This window comes from Pseudomonas sp. AD21, assembly GCF_002878485.1.
Classification (GTDB): domain Bacteria; phylum Pseudomonadota; class Gammaproteobacteria; order Pseudomonadales; family Pseudomonadaceae; genus Aquipseudomonas.
The window spans coordinates 89721-108637 of record NZ_NQYG01000007.1; the positions used below are offsets into that span (position 1 = coordinate 89721).

Below are 18917 nucleotides of genomic sequence, written 5' to 3' on the forward strand. Positions count from 1 at the left end.
CAGCGGATCCGGCCGCGCGGATGCAACGGTTGCGACCAACCTCATACTTAAAAGAACAAAGGGAGTCCTTCATGGGCGAGCATGATCTGAACAGGCGTCAATTCATTAAAACCGTCGGCGTCGCCTCGGTAGCGGCGGCGGCCCTGAGCATGCCCTTCATCCGGGCCAGCGCCAGCGACACGCGTTTTGCCGGCAAGACCCTGCGTTTGCTGACCTGGTCGGATGACACTGGCCTCGCCGCACTGCGCAACATTGCCGCCACGTTCGAAGCCAAGACCGGCGCCAAGGTCATCGCCGATCGCACCGGCAGTACCTCGGAAATGGTCGCCAAACTCAAGGCCGGCGGTGACCGTCCGCAGTACGACATCATCACTCTGGCCGGGGTCGGTGCCGAAGGCCTGGCCGCCGCCGGGCTGCTGGAAAAACCCGACCTCAATCGCATTCCCAACCTGATCGACGTCCCGGAAAAATACCGCACCGGCGCCAATGGCCACGGTATCGGTTACCTGTTGTGGTGCAACAGCCTGGTCTACAGCACCCGCACCCTCAAACAGGCACCGGACAGTTACGCCGCGCTGTGGGACGCCGATCTGGCGCCGAACATTTTCCTGCCACCGCCGAACTGGACCGAGGCCATGGACCTGATCATCATCGCCGCCAAACTGGCCGGCGGTGACGAACACAACATCGAACCGGGCTTCAAGAAACTCGCCGAGCTGAAGGATCGCGTGGTCACCCTCGGTGAAAACCCGAACCAGATTGCCGAGTTGTTCCGCACCGGTTCGCTGGACATGGGCGGCTTGTACGCCCCGGCATTCTTCCCCAAGCAGATCCGCGATCCGAACTACGGCCTCGGTGCCACGTTCGGCATGAAGGAAGGTTTCTACACTGACCTGATGCTCTCGGTGATGCCGAAGAACCGTCCGGGCGACACCGACCTGGCCTACGCCTTCATCGATCACTCTCTCGACCCGCTGGTGCAGGGCAAGATGGCCGAAGACATTTTCAACGGCCCGGTCAACGCCAAGGCGATCATCTCCGCCGAAGCGCGCAAGAGCCCGTACATCCTCACGCCTGAGCAGATTGCCGAGAAGGCGATCATGCACGACAACGCCTTCCTGGCGACCGTGCATGACCAATGGATTCGTCGTTATACGGAAATTTTTTCTTCCTGAGCCGAACACCAGTCTTCGGAACACCGCAACCCTCTGTAGGAGTGAGCCTGCTCGCGATAGCGTCATACCAGTCAACCCATTAGGTGACTGACACACCGCTATCGCGAGCAGGCTCACTCCTACAATGGGGCGGGGGTGGTTTGGAGAGTTGTGTTCGTCAGTTGTTTTTCCATTGACGAGATCATTGCTATGGAACATCAATCCCTGACCCAACCGGTCGGCGCCGCCGCCGCGCGTCCGGCGCGCAGTATTTCGCCCACCGCCCGGGCGTGGTTTTTCCTCACGCCGTCGATGCTGTTTCTCGGTGTGCTGATCGCTGCCAGCCTGCTGGTGCTGCGCATGAGCGTCGGCAGCAAAGGCGCGGAATGGAGCGGGTTCAGCCTCGCCAGCTACGCGCAATTGCTCGAACCCTATTACCTCAAGTCGTTGCTGCTGACCCTGCGTCTGGCCCTGATCAGCGCCGTGATCGCGGTGCTGCTGGCGATCCCAGTGGCGTACACCATGTCGCGGCTGACCTCGCCGTTTGTGCGACGGATCTTCCTCGCGGCGGTGCTGTTGCCGCTGCTGGTCAACCTGCTGCTGCAAAGCTACGGCTGGCTGGTGATCCTCGGCCCGGGCGGGATGCTCAACCAGACGCTGATGGGCCTGGGCCTGATCAAGCGCCCGATCATGTTGCTGTACAACCAGAACGGCGTGCTGATGGGGCTGGTGCAGACCGCGTTTCCGCTCGCCGTGCTGCCGATTGCCAGCGCCATGCGTGGCGTCGCGCGCACCTACGAAGAGGCGGCTGCAACGCTGGGCGCCAGTCGTTTCCAGGTGTTCCGTCAGGTGGTGTTGCCGATGAGTCTGCCGGGGATCATCACCGGGGCGACGCTGGTGTTCGCCTACAACGCCAGCAGTTTTGTCGTGCCGTTGCTGCTCGGTGGCCGCCGTGTGCCGATGCTTGCGGTGATGGTGCATGACCAGATCGCGCCACTGATGAACTGGCCTGCCGCGTCGGCGGCCGGGGTGGTGCTGATCGTCACCACGCTGGCGATCATGACCCTGTCCGAATACATCACCGGCCGTCGTCGGCGCCTGCTGGAGGCTTCGCAATGAGTACCCTGACCAAGAAGCGCATGGCGCTGTTGCCCGGCGACACCGGCAAGTTCGCCGGGATCCTTTCCGGGTTCATTCTGCTGCTGGCGGTGTTGCCGATCCTGACCATGATCGTGATGTCGTTCAGCGGTGCGTCGAACCTCGACTTCCCGCCGAGCAGCTACAGCCTGCAATGGTACAAAGCCGCCTGGCACACCTTCGTTTCGCCGGACGCCAGCGACGTGCTGAGCCTCGGTCAGGCGATGGCCACCAGTTTGCTGGTGTCGTGCCTGACCATGGTCTTCGCTACGCTGATCGCGGTGCCCGCCGCCTATGCGCTGACCCGTTGCGAGTTCCGTGGCAAAGCCGTGGCGCTGCAACTGATGTCGCTGCCGCTGGTGTTTCCGATGGTGGTGTTGGGCCTGGCGTTGCTGCTGGTGTTCGACAGCCTGCCGTTCCACCTGACCACTTCGCGCCTGGTGATTGCCCACGTGATTCTGGCGCTGCCGTTCGTGGTGAAAAACTGCACCGCTGCGATGCTCTCCATCGGCAGCGAAGTCGAAGAGGCGGCACGGATGCTCGGCGCCTCGCCGCTGCGGGCGATCGTCGACGTGGTGGTGCCGTTGATGAAGTCGGGGATTCTGGCGGGGATGCTGCTGGCGTTCATCGTCTCGTTCAACGAATTCACCGTGACCTATTTCCTCTACACCATCGATGTCATGACCGTGCCGATCTGGATGTACAGCCGCACCGTGTCATCGCTCGACCCTACCGTGTTCTCGTTTGCCGTGCTGATCGTGCTGATCGACTTCGTCCTGATCTGGGCGCTGGAGAAGCTGGTGGGCGAGGGCGGCGTTTCCTTTTGATTTGAGGTGCAACATGACTGGTCTGATTCTGGAAAACGTCGAGAAATTCTACGGCTCGGCTTGCGCGGTACAAGACGTCAACCTGCATTTGCCCGAAGGCAAACTGGTGTGTTTTCTCGGCCCGTCGGGCTGCGGCAAAACCACCTTGCTGCGGATGATCGCCGGGCTGGAAACCCTCACCGGCGGCGAGATTCGCCTGGATGGCGAAAACATCGGACATACCCCGGCGCACCTGCGCAACTTCGGCATGGTGTTCCAGTCGCTGGCGCTGTTCCCGCACATGACCGTCGGCGAGAACATTGCCTATCCGCTGAAACTGCGCGGCGTGAGCAAAGCCGAGCAGCAGGCGCGGGTGGTGGAACTGTTGGAATTGATCCAGCTGCAAGCGATGATCGACCGTCCTGTGGCGAAGCTTTCCGGTGGGCAACGGCAACGGGTGGCGATTGCCCGGGCCATCGCCTCACGGCCGAAAATCCTCCTGCTCGACGAACCGTTGTCGGCGCTGGATGCCAAGCTGCGTGAGTCGATGCAGGTGGAAATCCGCCAACTGCAACAGCGCCTGAACATCACCACGATCATGGTCACCCACGACCAGCGCGAAGCCATGACCATGGCCGACATCGTGGTGGTGTTGGGGGAGCACAAGGTGCAGCAGGTGGGCACGCCGATCGAGATCTACCGGCATCCGGCCAACGAGTTCGTCGCCGACTTCATCGGCTCGGGCAACATTTTCCCGGCCACGGCGCTCGGTGATGGCAAGGTCAGCCTGCCGGGTGGTGACGCGCTGCAAGTGCCGATCTGCAGCAGCATCGTGGTGGGGCAGAAGGTGAAGATGCTGATTCGCCCGGAAGACCTGCAACTGTCTGCGCCACAGGCGACGGCGGGCAATCGCTTGCTGGGCAAGGTGACGTTCGTGCGCGACATCGGCGCGACCATCGAGACCACGGTGGAATGTTCCGGGGTGACGTTCACGGCGTTGAGCACGCCGTGTCAGGGGATTGGGTTGGGAGTCGGGCATCCGGTGTCGGTGACGTTGCCGGTGGAGGCGTGTCGGGTGTTGGGGGCTTGATCCGGATTTGATGTTGGCCCTGCTGGCCCCTTCGCGGGCAAGCCCGCTCCCACAGTGATAGGTGTTGTCCCCCAATCTTGTGTTCAACACAAAACCCTGTGGGAGCGGGCTTGCCCGCGAAGGCGTCAGTTGTGATAGCGAAAATTCTGGATCAGACCGACAGCCGCAACCGCGCCAGATCCCGCAACGGCGGTGCGCCAAACAAGCGGCTGTACTCGCGGCTGAACTGCGAGGGGCTTTCATACCCCACCCGATACCCCGCCGCCGACGCTTCCAGCCCCTCGGTCAGCATCAGGCGCCGCGCCTCTTGCAGGCGCAACTGCTTCTGATATTGCAGCGGGCTCATCGCCGTCATTGCCTTGAAGCGGTGATGCAGGGTCGAGACGCTGAGGTTCACTTCCTTGGCCAGATCATCGATACGCAGCGGTTGCTCGAAGTTGCCGTTGAGCCATTTGATCGCCTGGCTGATGCGGTGGCTCTGGCTGTTGGCAATCGCGATCTCATACAAACGATGGCCCTGCGGACTGCGCAGCAGGCGATAGAGAATCTCCCGACGGATCAGCGGCGCGAGCATGGCGATGTCTTTCGGCGCATCGAGCAATCGCGCCAGACGCAGCACCGCGTCGAGCATTGCGCTGTCGATCTGCTCGACATACAGACCACGCCCGGTCGGCCGGGTCGGCACGCCCATGGGGCCGGCGTCGGCGATCAGCGCAGTGATTTCGGTCGGGTCGATGTCCAGGCGCACGGCGAGGATAGGGTCCTCTGGCGAGACATTCACCACCCGGCCGCTGAGCGGCATCGAAACCGACACCACCAGGTAGTTCAACGGGTCGTAATTGAAGTACTCATCCGCCAGCCGCACCTCTTTACGCCCCTGAGCCATGATGCACAGCGCCGGTTGCGCCAGCACCGGGGCAAAGTCATGGGACTGGGTGTGACGCGACATGAACAGCGAGCCGATGGCGGTCTGGTAACTGCCATCGTCCGTGGTGTTGCGGCGGATGATCGCCGCCAGTTCTGCGCGCTGTTTCTCCATGTCGGCATCGGGCGGGGCTTGGAAACGATCGAATGACGTCATGCACGGCATCCTCGGCAAGGGATCTGGAATGGAGCAGAGCTTAAGTTTGTGCAAGCGCAAGCGGTAGACACATTCTGTCAAATGCTTGCCTGATTCTGCATTGGCTTGCCGGCGTGCCCAGCCATAGCAGGATGCAGGGCGGCAAACTTGCTTGAAACCGGTGTGACAGCCGTGTGACAAGGTTTTACCCGTTGTTGCAGGGGCCGTGTGCAGTTTCGCAGGATTGTGCAACGCGGCGGCAGGAATCGACTAACGGCACGTCGCACCCGGCCCTTAACCTTGGATCCTGTCGCAGCCCGTCCCCCGGCTGCCACGCGACTCCCTGGGAGGGTTGAACATGTCCAAGCAGATTCCCGTCAGTCATATGGCCTTCGTTCGAGCGCGCGCCGGACGCTCCGCCGAACTGGGTGTACGTCTCAGTGCCTTGATCGAACCGTCGCGCACCGCCCCCGGTTGCCTGAACTTTGCCCTGCAGCATTCGCAATGCGATCCGGACTTGTGGCTGGTCTCCGGTTTCTGGAGCCATCAGCAGGCGATGACGGCGTATTTCAACAGTCCGTCGATGCAGATCTTTGCCGAACTGGTCCAGGACCTGGTGGTCAACAGCCTGGATTTCCACACCTTCAAAGAGGTGTCGGCGGCGCAGGCGTTGGGACAATGCCCGGCACCGATACACAAACTCGCCGGTTGAGGGTTTAATGTCCGGCTTATTCGTCTGAGCCAGGATGTGTGCCATGGCACGTAAAGAGTTCGAACACTTCGAAGCAGTCTCCGCAGTCGTCCCCGTCGAGTTGGGCGGCAACAAGGGTTATCACGCGGCAATCGCGGTCAAGGCCCTGGTCGATGGCGGTGCGCCACGCTTTCACAAACTGCTGGGTGATCAGGTATTCCCCGGCGCCATCGCTGCCGATGACGCAGCCACCCAAGAGCTGGAGCGTCTGCAGGGCGTCACTGATGACGCCGAGCTGATCTGGTAACGGCGCTTATTTGACGGCGCCTGGGCGCCACATCTTGAACAAGGCCTCTGGCCCCAACTGGAAATAATCCGCCGGCCCGCCGCCGCGCAGAATCGGTTCTGCCGCGGCGGTGTCGTAGATCCCGTCCTTCAACAGCCACTTGGCGATATGCACGGCGACCACTTCGCCGAGAATCAGCCAGCTCGGCACGGTTTCGCCATCGGCGCGCTGCAACTGAATGATCTGCGTGACCTTGCACTCGAAGGACACCGGGCTTTCGGCCACCCGTGGCACCGCAATCACCTTCGACGCCACCGGCGTCAATCCGGCCAATTCAAACTCGTTGACCTCAGGTGCGACCATTGCGCAGCTCTGGTTCATCTGCTCGGCCAGTGGCCGGGTGGCGAGGTTCCAGACGAATTCACCGGTCTGCTCGATGTTGTTCAGGCTGTCTTTGCGCCCGACACTGGAAAAACCAATGATCGGCGGAATGTAGTTGAACGCGTTGAAGAAGCTGTAAGGCGCCAGGTTCAGCCGGCCGTGGGCATCCTGCGAAGAGATCCAGCCGATGGGGCGCGGGCCGACGATGGCGTTGAACGGATCGTGGGGCAGGCCGTGGCCGTGGCCGGGTTCGTAGAAGTGGATGTCATCGGACATGGCTGGGGTTCCTGGAGGGCATGAGTCAGTGGGCAATAGTGCAAGTGCGCGGAAGCAATTTCCAGTTACATAGACACAGTTATCTCCCTGGGGAGAACCCTGTGGAAGCGAGCCTGCTCGCGAAGGCGGTGGGTCATGCACTGCGATGTTGCCTGGCACGGCGTCTTCGCGAGCAGGCTCGCTCCCACAGGGTTTTGTGTGGAGTTCAGAATTGTGATGCCCCAGAAATGACTAAGCCCGGCCTAAGCCGGGCTGTGGAAGGACTGCTGATATTCAGCTGATGGCTGCAGCAGTACCGGTTTTATCGAAACCATCGGCAGCCACAGCTTTGCCGACGTTGGTTTTGTCGAAACCGTCAGCGGCGTAAGTGCCTGAATGGCTGGTTTCGATGGCGGCGCTGGCGCCGGAAATGAAGTCGGACGATTTGGTTTTGTCCGAGCCATCGGCAGCGAAGGTGTTGGCGGCCAGTACGGACAGGGTCAGGGCGAGGATCAGTTGGGTTTTCATGTCGGTTACTCCGGATTTGTTGACGATGTGTCTTGCTTGCATCTAATGCTACGCCAACTAAATTGATTAAAAAGCGCAAATAAATGCTAAAAACTATCGATTAACTAGATGTTAAGGGCAGCGCATTGATTGGCTTCCATTGTCGGGAGCGAACGTCGCGCAGGTCATCGATCAGGTGGATGCAGGATGCAAGGCCAGCATTAATGGGGGATTAATCGCTGTTTTTCGCGATATGACAGATTTTTCATCTGCTGCCGACCGGTTTTTCACCGGTGTAACGCCAGTCTGCCCACGGCCAGAAAACCAAGAAACGGCCGTCTCACACTGGAGCTTTGCTTGCGATGAATAAACTGCCTCAAATTACCCTGGCGTTCTGGGTCATGAAAATCTGCGCGACGACCCTGGGGGAAACCGCGGGGGATTTGCTGTCGATGACCCTCAACGTCGGGTACGCCCTCAGCTCGCTGATCCTGATCAGCGTGTTCGTGCTGACGCTGATCACCCAATTGATGGCCAAGACCTACAAGCCGCTGCTGTACTGGATCGTGATTCTGTCCACCAGCACCGCCGGCACCACCATGTCCGACTTCATGGACCGCACCCTCGGGCTGGGTTACGCCACCGGGTCGATGATCCTGATTGCGATTCTGCTGGCGATCTTCGCGGCCTGGCGTCTGAGCGGCGACTCGTTGAATGTCAGCAAGGTGCAGACCTTCCGGGGCGAGATGTTCTACTGGATGGCGATTCTGTTTTCCAACACCCTGGGCACCGCGCTGGGTGACTACCTGGCCGATGATTCGGGCCTGGGCTTTGCCGGTGGCGCGCTGCTGATCGGCTCGACCATTGCCGTGGTCGTGCTGCTCAAATACTTCACGAAGATTTCGTCGGTGCTGTTGTTCTGGGTAGCGTTCGTGCTGACCCGGCCGTTCGGTGCGACCTTGGGCGACTTGATGACCAAGTCTCACGAGAAGGGTGGTCTGGACTTCGGCACCATCGGTTCGTCGGCGGTGCTGGCGGCGATTCTGCTGGTGATGATTGTCGGGGCGTCGTATGCGCAGAAGCGTTATGGCAAGCCGCAAATAACTGCTGAATTGTCCTGATACCGCGTCGCCGCAATCGCGAGCAGGCTCACTCCTACAAGGGCGGCGTACGCCAATCAATGTAGGAGTGAGCCTGCTCGCGATGCGGCCATAACAGCCACCATCACAATGGCTGAACTAACTCATTCCTCAGTCAGTCACGATCCGCGAGTGTTTCTGCGTGTCCTTCATGGTCACGTAAACCAGCAACGACACCGCGATGCACGCGGTCACGTACCAGTAGTAACCGGTTTCCATGCCGATGCTCTTGAACCACAGTGCGATGTATTCAGCGGTACCGCCGAAGATCGACACGGTCAGTGCGTACGGCAGGCCGACGCCCAGCGCGCGGATTTCGGTCGGGAACAGCTCGGCCTTCACCACCGCGTTGATCGAGGTGTAGCCGCTGACGATGATCAGCGCCGCCATGATCAGGAAGAACGCGCCCCACCAGGTCTGAATGGTGTGCAGGGTCATCAGGATCGGCACCGTGAAGATCGTCCCCAGCACGCCGAAGGCGATCAGGATCGGACGACGGCCGATCTTGTCCGACAGGCCGCCGATGATCGGTTGCAGGCACATGAACAGGAACAGCGTGGCGGCAGAAATGGTGGTCGAGTCGGAGATGCTCATGCCGACGGTGTTCACCAGATATTTCTGCATGTAGGTGGTGTAGGTGTAGAACGCCAGGGTGCCGCCCATGGTCAGGCCGACCACGGTCAACAGCTCTTTGGGGTGGCGCATCAAGGTGCGCATGGCGCTTTCCCTGGACTTTTCTTTCTTGGTGAACGACTCGGTTTCTTCCATGCCGCGACGCAGGTACAACGCCACGACCGCGCACAGCGCGCCGATGGCGAACGGAATACGCCAGCCCCACGCGTACAGCTGTTCAGTGGTCAGCACGTTCTGCAGCACGATCAGTACGCCCAGCGCTATGAGCTGGCCGGAGATCAGGGTCACGTACTGGAAGCTGGAGAAGAAGCCGCGACGTTCCTTGGTCGCCATCTCCGAGAGATAGGTCGCCGAGGTGCCGTATTCGCCGCCGACCGACAGGCCTTGCAGCAATCGTGCGAACACCAGCAGGATCGGTGCGCCGATGCCGATGGTTTCGTAGTTGGGACTCAGAGCGATCAGCAAGGAGCCGAAGCACATCAGGTAGACCGAGGCCATCAAGGCTTTCTTGCGACCGACCTTGTCCGCGTAGAGGCCCATCAGCCAGCCACCGATCGGGCGCATCAGAAAGCCCACGGCGAAGATCGCGGCGGTGTTCATCAGTTGGGCAGTGGTGGAACCGGCGGGGAAGAAGGTCTTGGCGAAGTACAGCGAGAAGGCGGCATAGACGTACCAGTCGTACCACTCGACCATGTTGCCGACAGAACCGCTGAAGATCGATTTGATCCGGCTGGCGGTGGTTCTTTCTTTGGCGGGCGCAGCAGCCGACCCAAGAGGCAGGGCGTTGGAGTTATCCATTGAAGGATCCTTCGTTTAATTGTTTTTGTGGAGCGCGTTAAAACGCAGCCTGCCGGGGCTATAGCAGGAGCTGTGCCAACGGGGAAAGGGCCGGTTTAGAGGGGTGAGCGGGATTTAATGAGCGGAAATCCGCTTATTGATTGTGATTGGTGAGCGGAAAATTGCTTATCTGGCATAGGGATTGTTGTTGTCAGTAATGGCCTCTTGGCGAGCAAGCCCGCTCCCACAGGTATCTCGAGTGTTCACAAAATCTGTGTTCAGCACAAAACCCTGTGGGAGCGGGCTTGCTCGCGAAGGGGCCAGGACAGGCGCAGTCACATTAGCTGCCCGGAACAAACATCTCCCGACTCAACCCATGCCGCTGCAGCTTTTCATTGAACGTGCGGCGCGGCAGTTGCAACTCTTCCAGCACCGCTTTCACATCGCCCTTGTGTCGGGTCAGCGCAGCACGCAGGCACTGGGCTTCGAAGGCTTCTTGCTGCGCGGCGAGGGACTGGCCGGGGTCGATGCCTTGCACCGGCTCATCCAGCCCCAGCACCTGCCGCTCGGCGACGTTCGCCAGTTCACGCACATTGCCCGGCCAGTCGTGACTCAGCAGGTGACTCAATTGCGCGCCGCTCAACGGCGGGAAGGTGCGCCCCAGACGCTGGGCGGCGCTGAAGGCGAAAGATTCGAACAGCAGCGGAATGTCTTCGCGGCGATCACGCAGCGGCGGCAGGCGCAGTTCGGCGACGTTCAGGCGATAGGCCAGATCCTCACGAAAGCGTCCGGCCCGGGCCTCATCGAGCAGGTCGGGTTTGGTCGCGGCAACGATCCGCAGGTCGACGCGAATGCTCTGGTTCGAGCCCAACCGTTCCAGCTTCTGTTCCTGCAACACCCGCAGCAGTTTCACCTGCTGGGCCAGCGGCATGCTTTCGATTTCATCGAGAAACAGCGTGCCGCCGTCGGCGTACTCCAGCTTGCCGATGCGCTTGCCGGAAGCGCCGGTGAAGGCGCCGCTCTCATGGCCAAACAACTCGGCCTCGAACAACTGCTCGGGGATTGCCGCACAGTTGAGCGCCACAAAGGGCTTGTCCGCGCGCGGGCCGAAGTCGTGCAGGCAGCGCGCGATCAGTTCCTTGCCACTGCCGGTTTCGCCGCGGATCAACACGTTGACCGGCAGCGCCGCCAGCTCCAGCACCTGCCGGCGCAAGGTCTGCATGCCACGGGACACACCGAGCAGCGTCGCATCGAGTCTGGCGCGGTGGTCGGCCTGCTCGTGCAGGGCACGGTTTTCCAGAACCAGCCGACGTTTGTCGAGCGCCCGGCGCAGGCTGCCGAGCAGGGTTTGCGGGCTGAACGGTTTTTCGAGGAAGTCGTAGGCACCGTCGCGCATGGCTTCGACCGCCATCGGCACATCACCGTGACCGGTCAGCAGAATCACTGGCAGATCGGCGTCACGGCGCTGCACTTCGGCCAACAACTCCAGACCACTGAGGCCGGGCATGCGCACATCGCTGAGGATCACCCCGGGGAAGTGCGCGGGCAGTGCCGCCAGACAGTCTTCAGCGCGGCTGAACAACTGCACCTCGAACCCCGACAGACTCAGCCACTGTTCGACAGCGTTGCGGATGCTGCCTTCGTCATCGACCACTATCACTGAGTTGAGCATCAGATATGCGCCTCCAGATCGATCGGCAGGGTCAGGGTGAATATTGCGCCGGCCTCACCATTCTCGGCACTCAAGCGCCCGCCGGATTCATGCACGATGGCGAAGGACACCGCCAGCCCCAGACCGAGGCCGTCACCCACAGGTTTTGTGGTGAAGAACGGGTCGAACACCTGGTTCAGGTGTTCTTCGGCAATCCCGCCGCCATTGTCGATCACGCTCAGACGCCACAGTTGCTCGTCTACTTCCAGGCGGATTTCCAGACGCTTGCACGGTTTACCCTGCATTGCATCGAGGGCGTTGCGCAACAGATTGATCAGTACTTGTTCGAGGCGGATCGCATCGCCACGCACCCACGCCGGGCGCGTCAGGTGCAGCACCAGGCTGACCTGTTCGTCGCGCAGGCGGGCGTCGAGCAATTGCCGCGACTGATCGACCACCGTGGCCAGATCCAGCCGTTCGCGCAGGCCGCTGGGGCTCTTGCGGGCAAAGGTCTTCAGGTGACCGGTGAGCGACGCCATGCGCGTGAGCATGTCGTCCACCGGTTTGAGCGCCTTGTAGGCGTCATCGACGCGGCCATGGTCGAGCAGCAGCCGCAGTGTCGCCAGTTGCATGCGTTGCGCGGTCAGCGGCTGATTGATTTCGTGGGCCAGCGCCGCAGACATCTGTCCCAGCGCGGCGAGCTTGGCCGATTGCACCAGGCCGTCCTGGGCCGTGCGCAAGTCGCGGGTGCGTGCTTCGACCAATTGTTCGAGTTCTTCGCGGTTGCGCTGGCGGACTTTCGACAGGCGCCAGCGCTGGTTGAGGAACAGCAGCAGAAACACCAGCGCCAGCCACACACCGGCAGCAGCGAGCCCGGCGTTACGCAAATCTTCGAAGGCCACTTGCGGGCGCCGCAACAGGTGCAGGGTCCAGCCTTCGGCGGCGAGCGGCAGCGATTCCCACAGATAGTCCGCCGTGCCTTGCGGGCCTTCGACCCGGCGCAGGTCGCTGTTGTCGTCGAAGTGGCGCAGGGACAAATGCGTCAGCGGGCTCAGCGATTGCTTGTCGTACTGACGCGTGCGCTTGATCTCGGCCATGTCGCGGCTGTCCAGCGGCCGCAACGAGCGATAGCGCCAGCCGGGCTGGTTGGCGATGAAAACGATTCCGCGTGCATCGCTGACCAGCAGCGTGTCGCTGCCCTGGCTCCATTCGCGCTCAAGCTCGGGAAACTCCAGCTTGACCACCATCGCCCCGAGGAACTCGTCGTTGTCGCCCAGCACCGCGCTGGAGAGAAAATAACCGGGGATGCCACTGGTCACACCCACCGCATAAAAGCGTCCGCTGCCCTGGGTGCGGGTCTGACTGAAGTACGGGCGAAAACCGTAGTTGTGGCCAACATAGCTGCTGGGCAGGCGCCAGTTACTGGCGGCTACCGCAAGGCCAGTGTGATCGAGCAGTTCGAGGGTCGAGGACTGCGCCGCGCCGTTGATCTTTTCCAGCTTCAGATTCAGCGCGTTCTGCTGTTCAGTGCTGACCGGCCCGGCCAGCGCCCCGCGCAATTGCGGGTCCAGCGCCAGCACGGCGGGCAGGGCACGATAGCGGTCGATCAGGGTGTGCAGGGAGTTGGCGTACAGCGCCAGCTGTTGGCTGGCGCGGGCGGCGTCTTCTTCCTGCGCCTGACGTTCGGCGTGGCGGACGGCAAGGGTGGCGGCGATGGCCGCACCGGCGATGATCAGCAAGGTATACAACGACAGACGCAGGGTACGGGAAGTCGGCAGCATGCTGGGCTAATGGATAAAGGGACGGGCGGGCACGATAGCATGCGCCGAAGCGGCTCGGCGCACTGTTCCAACCACCCTCGGCGTCACACGAACGTTTCTCCTGTAGATGCCCGCGCGAGGAATTTCGTCCGCGGTTTGGGGACCGGTTTGGGCCGCGAAGGCTCAGTGACTATGCCTTGCAGTTGTTGCAGGTGGTCGTTCAAGCTCACGGCGACGTTGCGGGCGTCATTGACGTCCTGAGCCGTCTCCAGCAGTTTGCTGATGGCGTCGAATGCGTCGATACCGGTTCTCAGCAGTCTGATCACCTCGCGTTGTTTGTCACCCGCAAGCGATTGCGGCTGGTCGTGGAACAATGTCTGAATCTGCCCGGGATATTCGTTGAGGGTGTTGGTGACGGTCTTGATGCCCTCCAGTACCGACGTACTGCTGTTGAGCAGATCGGTGGCGCCGTCGACCATGCGGGTGACGGTATCACCGACGGTTTGCAGGCCATCCTTTAGTTCCTGGGTGCGCAGCGTTTGCGCGAGCCTCAGGCCTTTCTTGAAAAAGTAATAACGCAGCAAGGGGAAAACGATCACACCCGCGAGAATCCCCACGCCGGTGCCAATGGCGTTGCCTATACCCGGCAGCGCGGAGCCTAGAAAACCACCGATCGCGGCCCCTTTGCCCGCACCGTAAAGAACCGATTTGATGCCATGCCGGGACTTGAGGAACTTGCCCAGCGTCATGTTCTTGCGCAGGTCTTCGATGTCCGCGTTTTCCGGGACCAGACCGTCAAATTCGCGACTGAGATTGTGCAATTGATCGGTCGCTGTTTTGGCTTTGTCAAACAGGCCGATCGATCGTTTGACCAGGTCGAAAATCACCTTGGAAGCGCCTGCCTGGTCGACATGAATCACAGGATTATTGCTGACGAAGGCATACAGATTCAGTCCGTCGACAGCGCCGGCCGGATCGGCACTGACCCAGCGTTGCAGCCACGGCGCGTAATACCGGGCGCCGTAATAATAGAGACCGCTGGCGTCCATCTCCTGACCCGAATAACGGCGGGGTTTGTAACTGGCTTCGAGCGCCGAACGTACGGCCCACCAGGCGGTGCCACCGAATGGGTAGTAATGCTCGAGGCTGATGACGTCCGCGTGGCGGTCTAGCTCCAGTGCGCAGGAACCGAGGTGATCGTCGAGGCTGTAACGCAGTTGATCGTTTGCTGTCACGGGTGGCCGGCCGCTGAGCCAGTGCAGGCAGCGGGCACCAGGCAGGACGATGACATGCAATTGCTGGCCATCACTGCGCGCGTGGATTTCCAGGCCCGGCAGATAACGTACCTCACGGTGATGGGTAGCTGACGCTGTATGGCTCAGCCAGCGCTTGTAGACCCGTGCCCCCTGGCTGTAGCGATAGACTTCCTCGTCGTCGGGCAAGCCATTTTCGTGCTGCAGCAATGTCACTCGGGCCAGTTGGTTCTGGTTGCTCCACGTCAGTGGCACGGTGCCGGGTTGCAGCTTCAGTTGATTGCCGAGAGGGTCGAAGTGTTCCGCGAAGTCCGGTTCGGGGTCACCGGTTTTCCAGCGAACCCCGCGGTTGCTGCGTGGATCGATGCGCATCTGCTGAGTGAAGTTGTGGCCTTCACGTACATGCTGCAGTTCGACCAGATTGTTGCCCATGTCGTAAAGGTAATGTTCGGTGTAGTTGAAGCGACGCCCGGGATCGATCGGCTGAATCGGTTGTGGCAGTCCTGGCAACTGCTGAGGCACCTGGCCCTCGAAGCCGCGGCTTTCGATCAGGCGGTACAGCGAGTCGTAAGCAAAGTGGCGATCGCCGTCGACGCGCTGATTGGCGAAGTACACCGTGGCCAGGGTGTGGTCTTCGATGCGCAGGATGTTGCCCACCAGGTCAAAGAAGTAATACAGATTCTGCAGCGCAGCTGCCTGATCCCTGCGCGCCAGCATGCGCAGCAGGCGACCGTCTGCCGGATCGTAGAAATGGTGGCTGCGAACGCCGTTGCCGGCCAGTTGCTCGACAAGCTGGCCGGCGGCGTTGTATCGGCTGTCGCACATCACCGGTTCTGCGGCACTGGCGCCGGCCAGTTCCAGCGACAGCTGCAGCAATTGTCCGGCGATGTCGTAACGCGGCAACTGTCGGTGACCACCGGCATCGGTGAGCAGCAACAGATCGCCCTGTGGGCCGTAGTGCCGCAGGGTGGTAAAGGGCTCGAGTGTGTCGATGAAGTGACGGGTTTCGCTCAACACCTGGCCGGCCAGGCCATAGCTGCTGAATGCCGCGCTGCCGGAAGGGTCAGACAGGCTGTTCAATTCACCGCGCAGATTATGCCCGGCGTCCGCCGTGTGGTCGGCGTAGGTGTTGCGTTCGATCTCGACGTGCGCGTTTTCGGTGACGACGAGCCTGCGCAACAGGGCGTCGTGGCGAAAGTGCCAGTGGTTACCGCGCGCATCCCAGCGTTGCCGCTCCTCACCGGCAGGGCCTGGCAGCACGAGCCGCTTGCCGGCATCGACGCTATCGATGCGCAGTGGTTGAGCGCTCAGGTTATAGACCGTTTGCAGATTCGGCGGCGAGGTACCGTCCACCCGGCGAGGATCAAGCTGCATGACCAGGCGTCCGGAGGGATCGTGCTGCTGACGAGTGACCAGGGCTTGCGTCGGACCACCAGCGACCTGGCGCAAGTATTCCACCTGCCGCACGGGCAACCGCCGTGGGTCATGGCTCTTGATGCTCGGCGTGTGATGGAACAGTGACCTTGCCATTTTTCTGCTCTCGATCGCGTTACGGAACCGGCTTATGCAGCTTTGTGCTTTTGGATCAGGAAGGCCGATAGACGCCCGAGCAGATCCCTGCTGTGTTTGATGGTGCCGCGAGCGACAGTCATTTGCTGTTGCAGTTGAGCCAGGTCGTCGTCGGCGCGCTCCGGCATCTGCGCAATCCCGATCAGTTTGACTGGCGCAGGTTCTGCACCGGCCAGCGTCTCTAAGTGTTCCTGGAGGCTGGCCTGCTGACTGTCGAGATAGCTCGTCAACTCTTCCAGCCGGATGCCGATCCGGTCCAGGTCGCCCTGGCCCCAGGCGTCATTGAGCGCTTCGGTGAGCTGAGCCATCTGGCGGGCGATGTTCAATGACTGCTTCAGGTAGGGAATATTGAAGTGCTTGCCCAGTACCCGAGCGGTGGTTTCCAGACCGATCTTCACCAGCCCTCCGGAACCGTTCGGATTGAAGCTTTCGAGGGTGCCCCTGATGGTGTTCGGCGAGGCCTTGGCTTTGCTTTGCAGGCTTTTCACCGACAGCGCGGCTTGATCCGGCATGATCGAATAGCCAAGACCGGTGTGCTCGCCAAGTTTGTCCATGACTTTTACCGATGCTTCAGCGGCGAAAATCGCGCCGATCGTAGACGCCACCGGCACCACCACCGGCGCGGCCGGCCCCGTCAGGCCGCCGACCCCGGCACCCACGGCGCCACCCACTGCGCCAGCCTTGATTGCCACGGCGAAGGTCGCGACGCTGAACGCGAGTTTTTTGGCGGCGGTCTTGTAGATGTCACGGGTACGGGTGAGGTTGGACAGCTGATAGTCGAGCTTTTGCAGCTCGCTGTTCATCTGCGACAGCACGCTGGAGAACTCACTGACTTGCTGGCGTGCTTCGCTGGGCGTCTTTTCGGTGCCGCCGCTATCGAAGTAGCGTAAGGGATTGTTGCTGACCATCGCGTACAGATTCAGGCCGTCGACGTCACCGGCAGGATCGGCGCTGGTCCAGCGTTGCAGCCACGGCGAGTAATAGCGGGCGCCGTAGTAGTACAGACCGCTGACGTCCATTTCCTTGCCCGAATAGCGCAGAGTCTTGTAGTCCACCGCCGCGCTTGAACTCGGCAGCCATAGGGCCGTGCCGCCGAACGGGTAGTAGGTCTCGCGGCTGATGAGCCGGGCGTGTTGATCCAGCTCGATGAGGCTTGAGCCCAAATGGTCGTCGAGGCTGTAGCGCAGTTGATTGTTGTCGACATCAGCAGGCGGTTTTTTGCGCCAGTGCAGGCAGCGCACGCTACCAGGCAGGGTGATGACATGCAGTTCTTCGCCGTTATCGCGGGTGCGGATTTCCAGCCCCGGCAGATAGCGCACCTGCAGATAATGCAGGGCGCCAGGGCTGTGGGTCTCGTGACGTTTGCAGACCCGTTCACCCTGACTGTAGAAGTAGACCTCACGATCATCTGCCAGGCCGTTGTCGTGTTTGAGCAGCGTTACCTGATGCAGCTGATCTTGCACGTTCCAGAGTAAATCAGCGCCGTGCTGGAGTTTGCGCTGGTTGCCATGGGCATCGAAAAATGCGCCGAAGTCCGGCGGCGGATCGCCTTCTTTCCAGTGCAGGGCATGGTTGCTTGCCGAGTCGACAAGCATCTGTCGGGTGTAGCCGCCGACTGCCCGGCTGTGCACCAGCCTGGTCAGGTTGTCGCCCTGGTCGTATTCAAAATGCTGGACATAATTGCGCAGGTTGTTGGGGTCGCTCGGCAACGGTCGGCCCGGCATATCCGGGGCCGGCAAGGCATCGTGGCCGCTGGCGCGGATCAACCGGTAGAGCGAGTCATACTCAAAATGCCGTTCGCCATCGATGAGCTGGTTGGCGAAGTACACCCGCTCAAAGGTCAGATCCAGAATGCACAGCACGTTGCCGACGGCGTCGTACACATAAACCAGATGCTCCTGCGCAGCCTGGCCGGCCACCGTTGTTTGCACACTTTGCAGGCGCCCATTGGCCGGGTCGTAATGCCAGCGGCTGCACATGCCATTGCCGCCAAGCTGTTCGATGAGCTGTCCGGCGGCGTTGTATTGCACATCCTGGTAAATGATCTGTGGCTGGGTGTCCCCGTAGAGCACAAGCATTACCTGCTTGAGCTGCCCGGCGAGGTCATGGTGCAGCAATTGGCAATGCCCACCGGCATCGGTCTGTGTCAGTGCCTGGCTCAGGGGACCGAAGGTCTGTTCACTGCGATGGTGTAGCGCATCGTCAAATGTGCGGACCTGAATCCGCGGCTGGCCGATCAGGCTGAAACTCGACAAGGACAGAGTGCCGGCGGGATCCTGCAACGTCGTCATCTGCCCGCGCAGGTTATGTCCGGCATCAGCCGAAGAGTCGGCGTAGGTGTAGGTTTCGAACGGCTCCAAAACCTGCGTGGCAACGCTCACTATTCGTAACTGTTCATCGTAAGTGCTGCACCAGTGCTGCCCTCGTGCATCCCACTGTTGCCGGGCTTCACCTGCGGGGCCCGACAGGGTCAGGCGCCAGCCTGCATCGACGCTGTCAATGCGCAAGGGCGTGCCAGTGAGGGAGTAGCGGCTAGCCAGATTGGGTTTGGCCGCTGCGCTGAACAGGCGAGGGTCCCATCGTTCCGTCAGCCGGCCGGCAGCATCGTGATGTTGCTGAGTGATCCGGCTTTCAGCCGGCGTGTCGGGTGCTGTGCGCAAGTAGGCAACCTGCCGAACCGGCAGAGTCCTGGGGTCGTTGACCAACAGGTTCGGCGTGCGCCAATGCACCGACCGCTGCGTGTCCTGGTGGTTGCGTTGCCGGGGCAT

General features: G+C 61.2%; 15 protein-coding genes. 7 read left to right on the forward strand and 8 right to left on the reverse strand.

The genetic code is table 11. The features are described 5' to 3' along the window. The first annotated feature begins 71 nt into the window (after positions 1-71). The 4 genes from PseAD21_RS06575 to PseAD21_RS06590 all read left to right on the forward strand — a co-directional run bounded on the left by PseAD21_RS06575 (position 72) and on the right by PseAD21_RS06590 (position 4187). Positions 72-1175, forward strand: coding sequence for an ABC transporter substrate-binding protein (locus PseAD21_RS06575; RefSeq protein WP_027612490.1), 1104 nt, complete (start codon positions 72-74; stop codon positions 1173-1175). A gap of 189 nt (positions 1176-1364) precedes the next feature. Continuing rightward, the gene (locus tag PseAD21_RS06580; RefSeq protein ID WP_102354991.1) at positions 1365-2273 is read left to right on the forward strand and encodes an ABC transporter permease; all 909 of its coding nucleotides are present in this window, start codon (positions 1365-1367) and stop codon (positions 2271-2273) included. Further along, complete coding sequence (locus PseAD21_RS06585) at positions 2270-3118, forward strand: ABC transporter permease (RefSeq protein ID WP_025111658.1); 849 nt, start codon at positions 2270-2272, stop codon at positions 3116-3118. Before PseAD21_RS06580 ends, PseAD21_RS06585 begins: the two co-directional genes overlap by 4 nt. Positions 3119-3131: 13 nt before the next feature. After that, a complete protein-coding gene (locus PseAD21_RS06590) occupies positions 3132-4187 on the forward strand; it encodes an ABC transporter ATP-binding protein (RefSeq protein WP_102354992.1) in 1056 nt (351 codons plus the stop codon). Positions 4188-4338: 151 nt separating this feature from the next. Here PseAD21_RS06590 and PseAD21_RS06595 read toward each other — a convergent pair whose 3' ends face one another. Beyond that, positions 4339-5268: an AraC family transcriptional regulator gene (locus tag PseAD21_RS06595; RefSeq protein WP_102354993.1), complete on the reverse strand. Its 930-nt coding sequence runs from the start codon at positions 5266-5268 to the stop codon at positions 4339-4341. Positions 5269-5605: 337 nt separating this feature from the next. Between PseAD21_RS06595 and PseAD21_RS06600 the strand changes: the two genes are divergently transcribed. Further along, positions 5606-5959 (forward strand): antibiotic biosynthesis monooxygenase family protein, encoded by a 354-nt coding sequence (locus tag PseAD21_RS06600; protein WP_083368073.1) that lies wholly within the window; start codon positions 5606-5608, stop codon positions 5957-5959. 43 nt (positions 5960-6002) lie between these two features. Then, positions 6003-6245: a hypothetical protein gene (locus tag PseAD21_RS06605; protein WP_047296118.1), complete on the forward strand. Its 243-nt coding sequence runs from the start codon at positions 6003-6005 to the stop codon at positions 6243-6245. A gap of 6 nt (positions 6246-6251) precedes the next feature. Here the strand turns inward: PseAD21_RS06605 and PseAD21_RS06610 are convergent, their stop codons facing one another. Further along, the gene (locus PseAD21_RS06610) at positions 6252-6881 is read right to left on the reverse strand and encodes a flavin reductase family protein (protein WP_102354994.1); all 630 of its coding nucleotides are present in this window, start codon (positions 6879-6881) and stop codon (positions 6252-6254) included. A 273-nt stretch (positions 6882-7154) separates the two neighbouring features. Beyond that, positions 7155-7388, reverse strand: a complete 234-nt coding sequence (locus PseAD21_RS06615; RefSeq protein ID WP_102354995.1) for a hypothetical protein — start codon at positions 7386-7388, stop codon at positions 7155-7157. A gap of 341 nt (positions 7389-7729) precedes the next feature. On the opposite strand from PseAD21_RS06615, the gene PseAD21_RS06620 reads away from it, so the two are divergent. Then, on the forward strand, positions 7730-8488 hold the full coding sequence (locus tag PseAD21_RS06620; protein ID WP_102354996.1) for a hypothetical protein: 759 nt from the start codon (positions 7730-7732) through the stop codon (positions 8486-8488). A 129-nt stretch (positions 8489-8617) separates the two neighbouring features. Here the strand turns inward: PseAD21_RS06620 and PseAD21_RS06625 are convergent, their stop codons facing one another. From PseAD21_RS06625 to PseAD21_RS06645, 5 genes are all read right to left on the reverse strand, one after another. Next, positions 8618-9937 (reverse strand): MFS transporter, encoded by a 1320-nt coding sequence (locus tag PseAD21_RS06625; RefSeq protein ID WP_102354997.1) that lies wholly within the window; start codon positions 9935-9937, stop codon positions 8618-8620. Positions 9938-10256: 319 nt separating this feature from the next. Further along, a complete protein-coding gene (locus PseAD21_RS06630) occupies positions 10257-11588 on the reverse strand; it encodes a sigma-54 dependent transcriptional regulator (protein WP_102354998.1) in 1332 nt (443 codons plus the stop codon). Then, on the reverse strand, positions 11588-13348 hold the full coding sequence (locus PseAD21_RS06635; RefSeq protein WP_102354999.1) for an ATP-binding protein: 1761 nt from the start codon (positions 13346-13348) through the stop codon (positions 11588-11590). The genes PseAD21_RS06630 and PseAD21_RS06635 overlap by 1 nt, the downstream gene beginning before the upstream one ends. An 83-nt stretch (positions 13349-13431) precedes the next feature. Next, entirely contained in the window at positions 13432-16110 is a 2679-nt protein-coding gene (locus PseAD21_RS06640; RefSeq protein WP_102355000.1) for an RHS repeat-associated core domain-containing protein, read from the reverse strand. A gap of 32 nt (positions 16111-16142) precedes the next feature. Then, entirely contained in the window at positions 16143-18917 is a 2775-nt protein-coding gene (locus tag PseAD21_RS06645) for an RHS repeat domain-containing protein (protein ID WP_102355001.1), read from the reverse strand.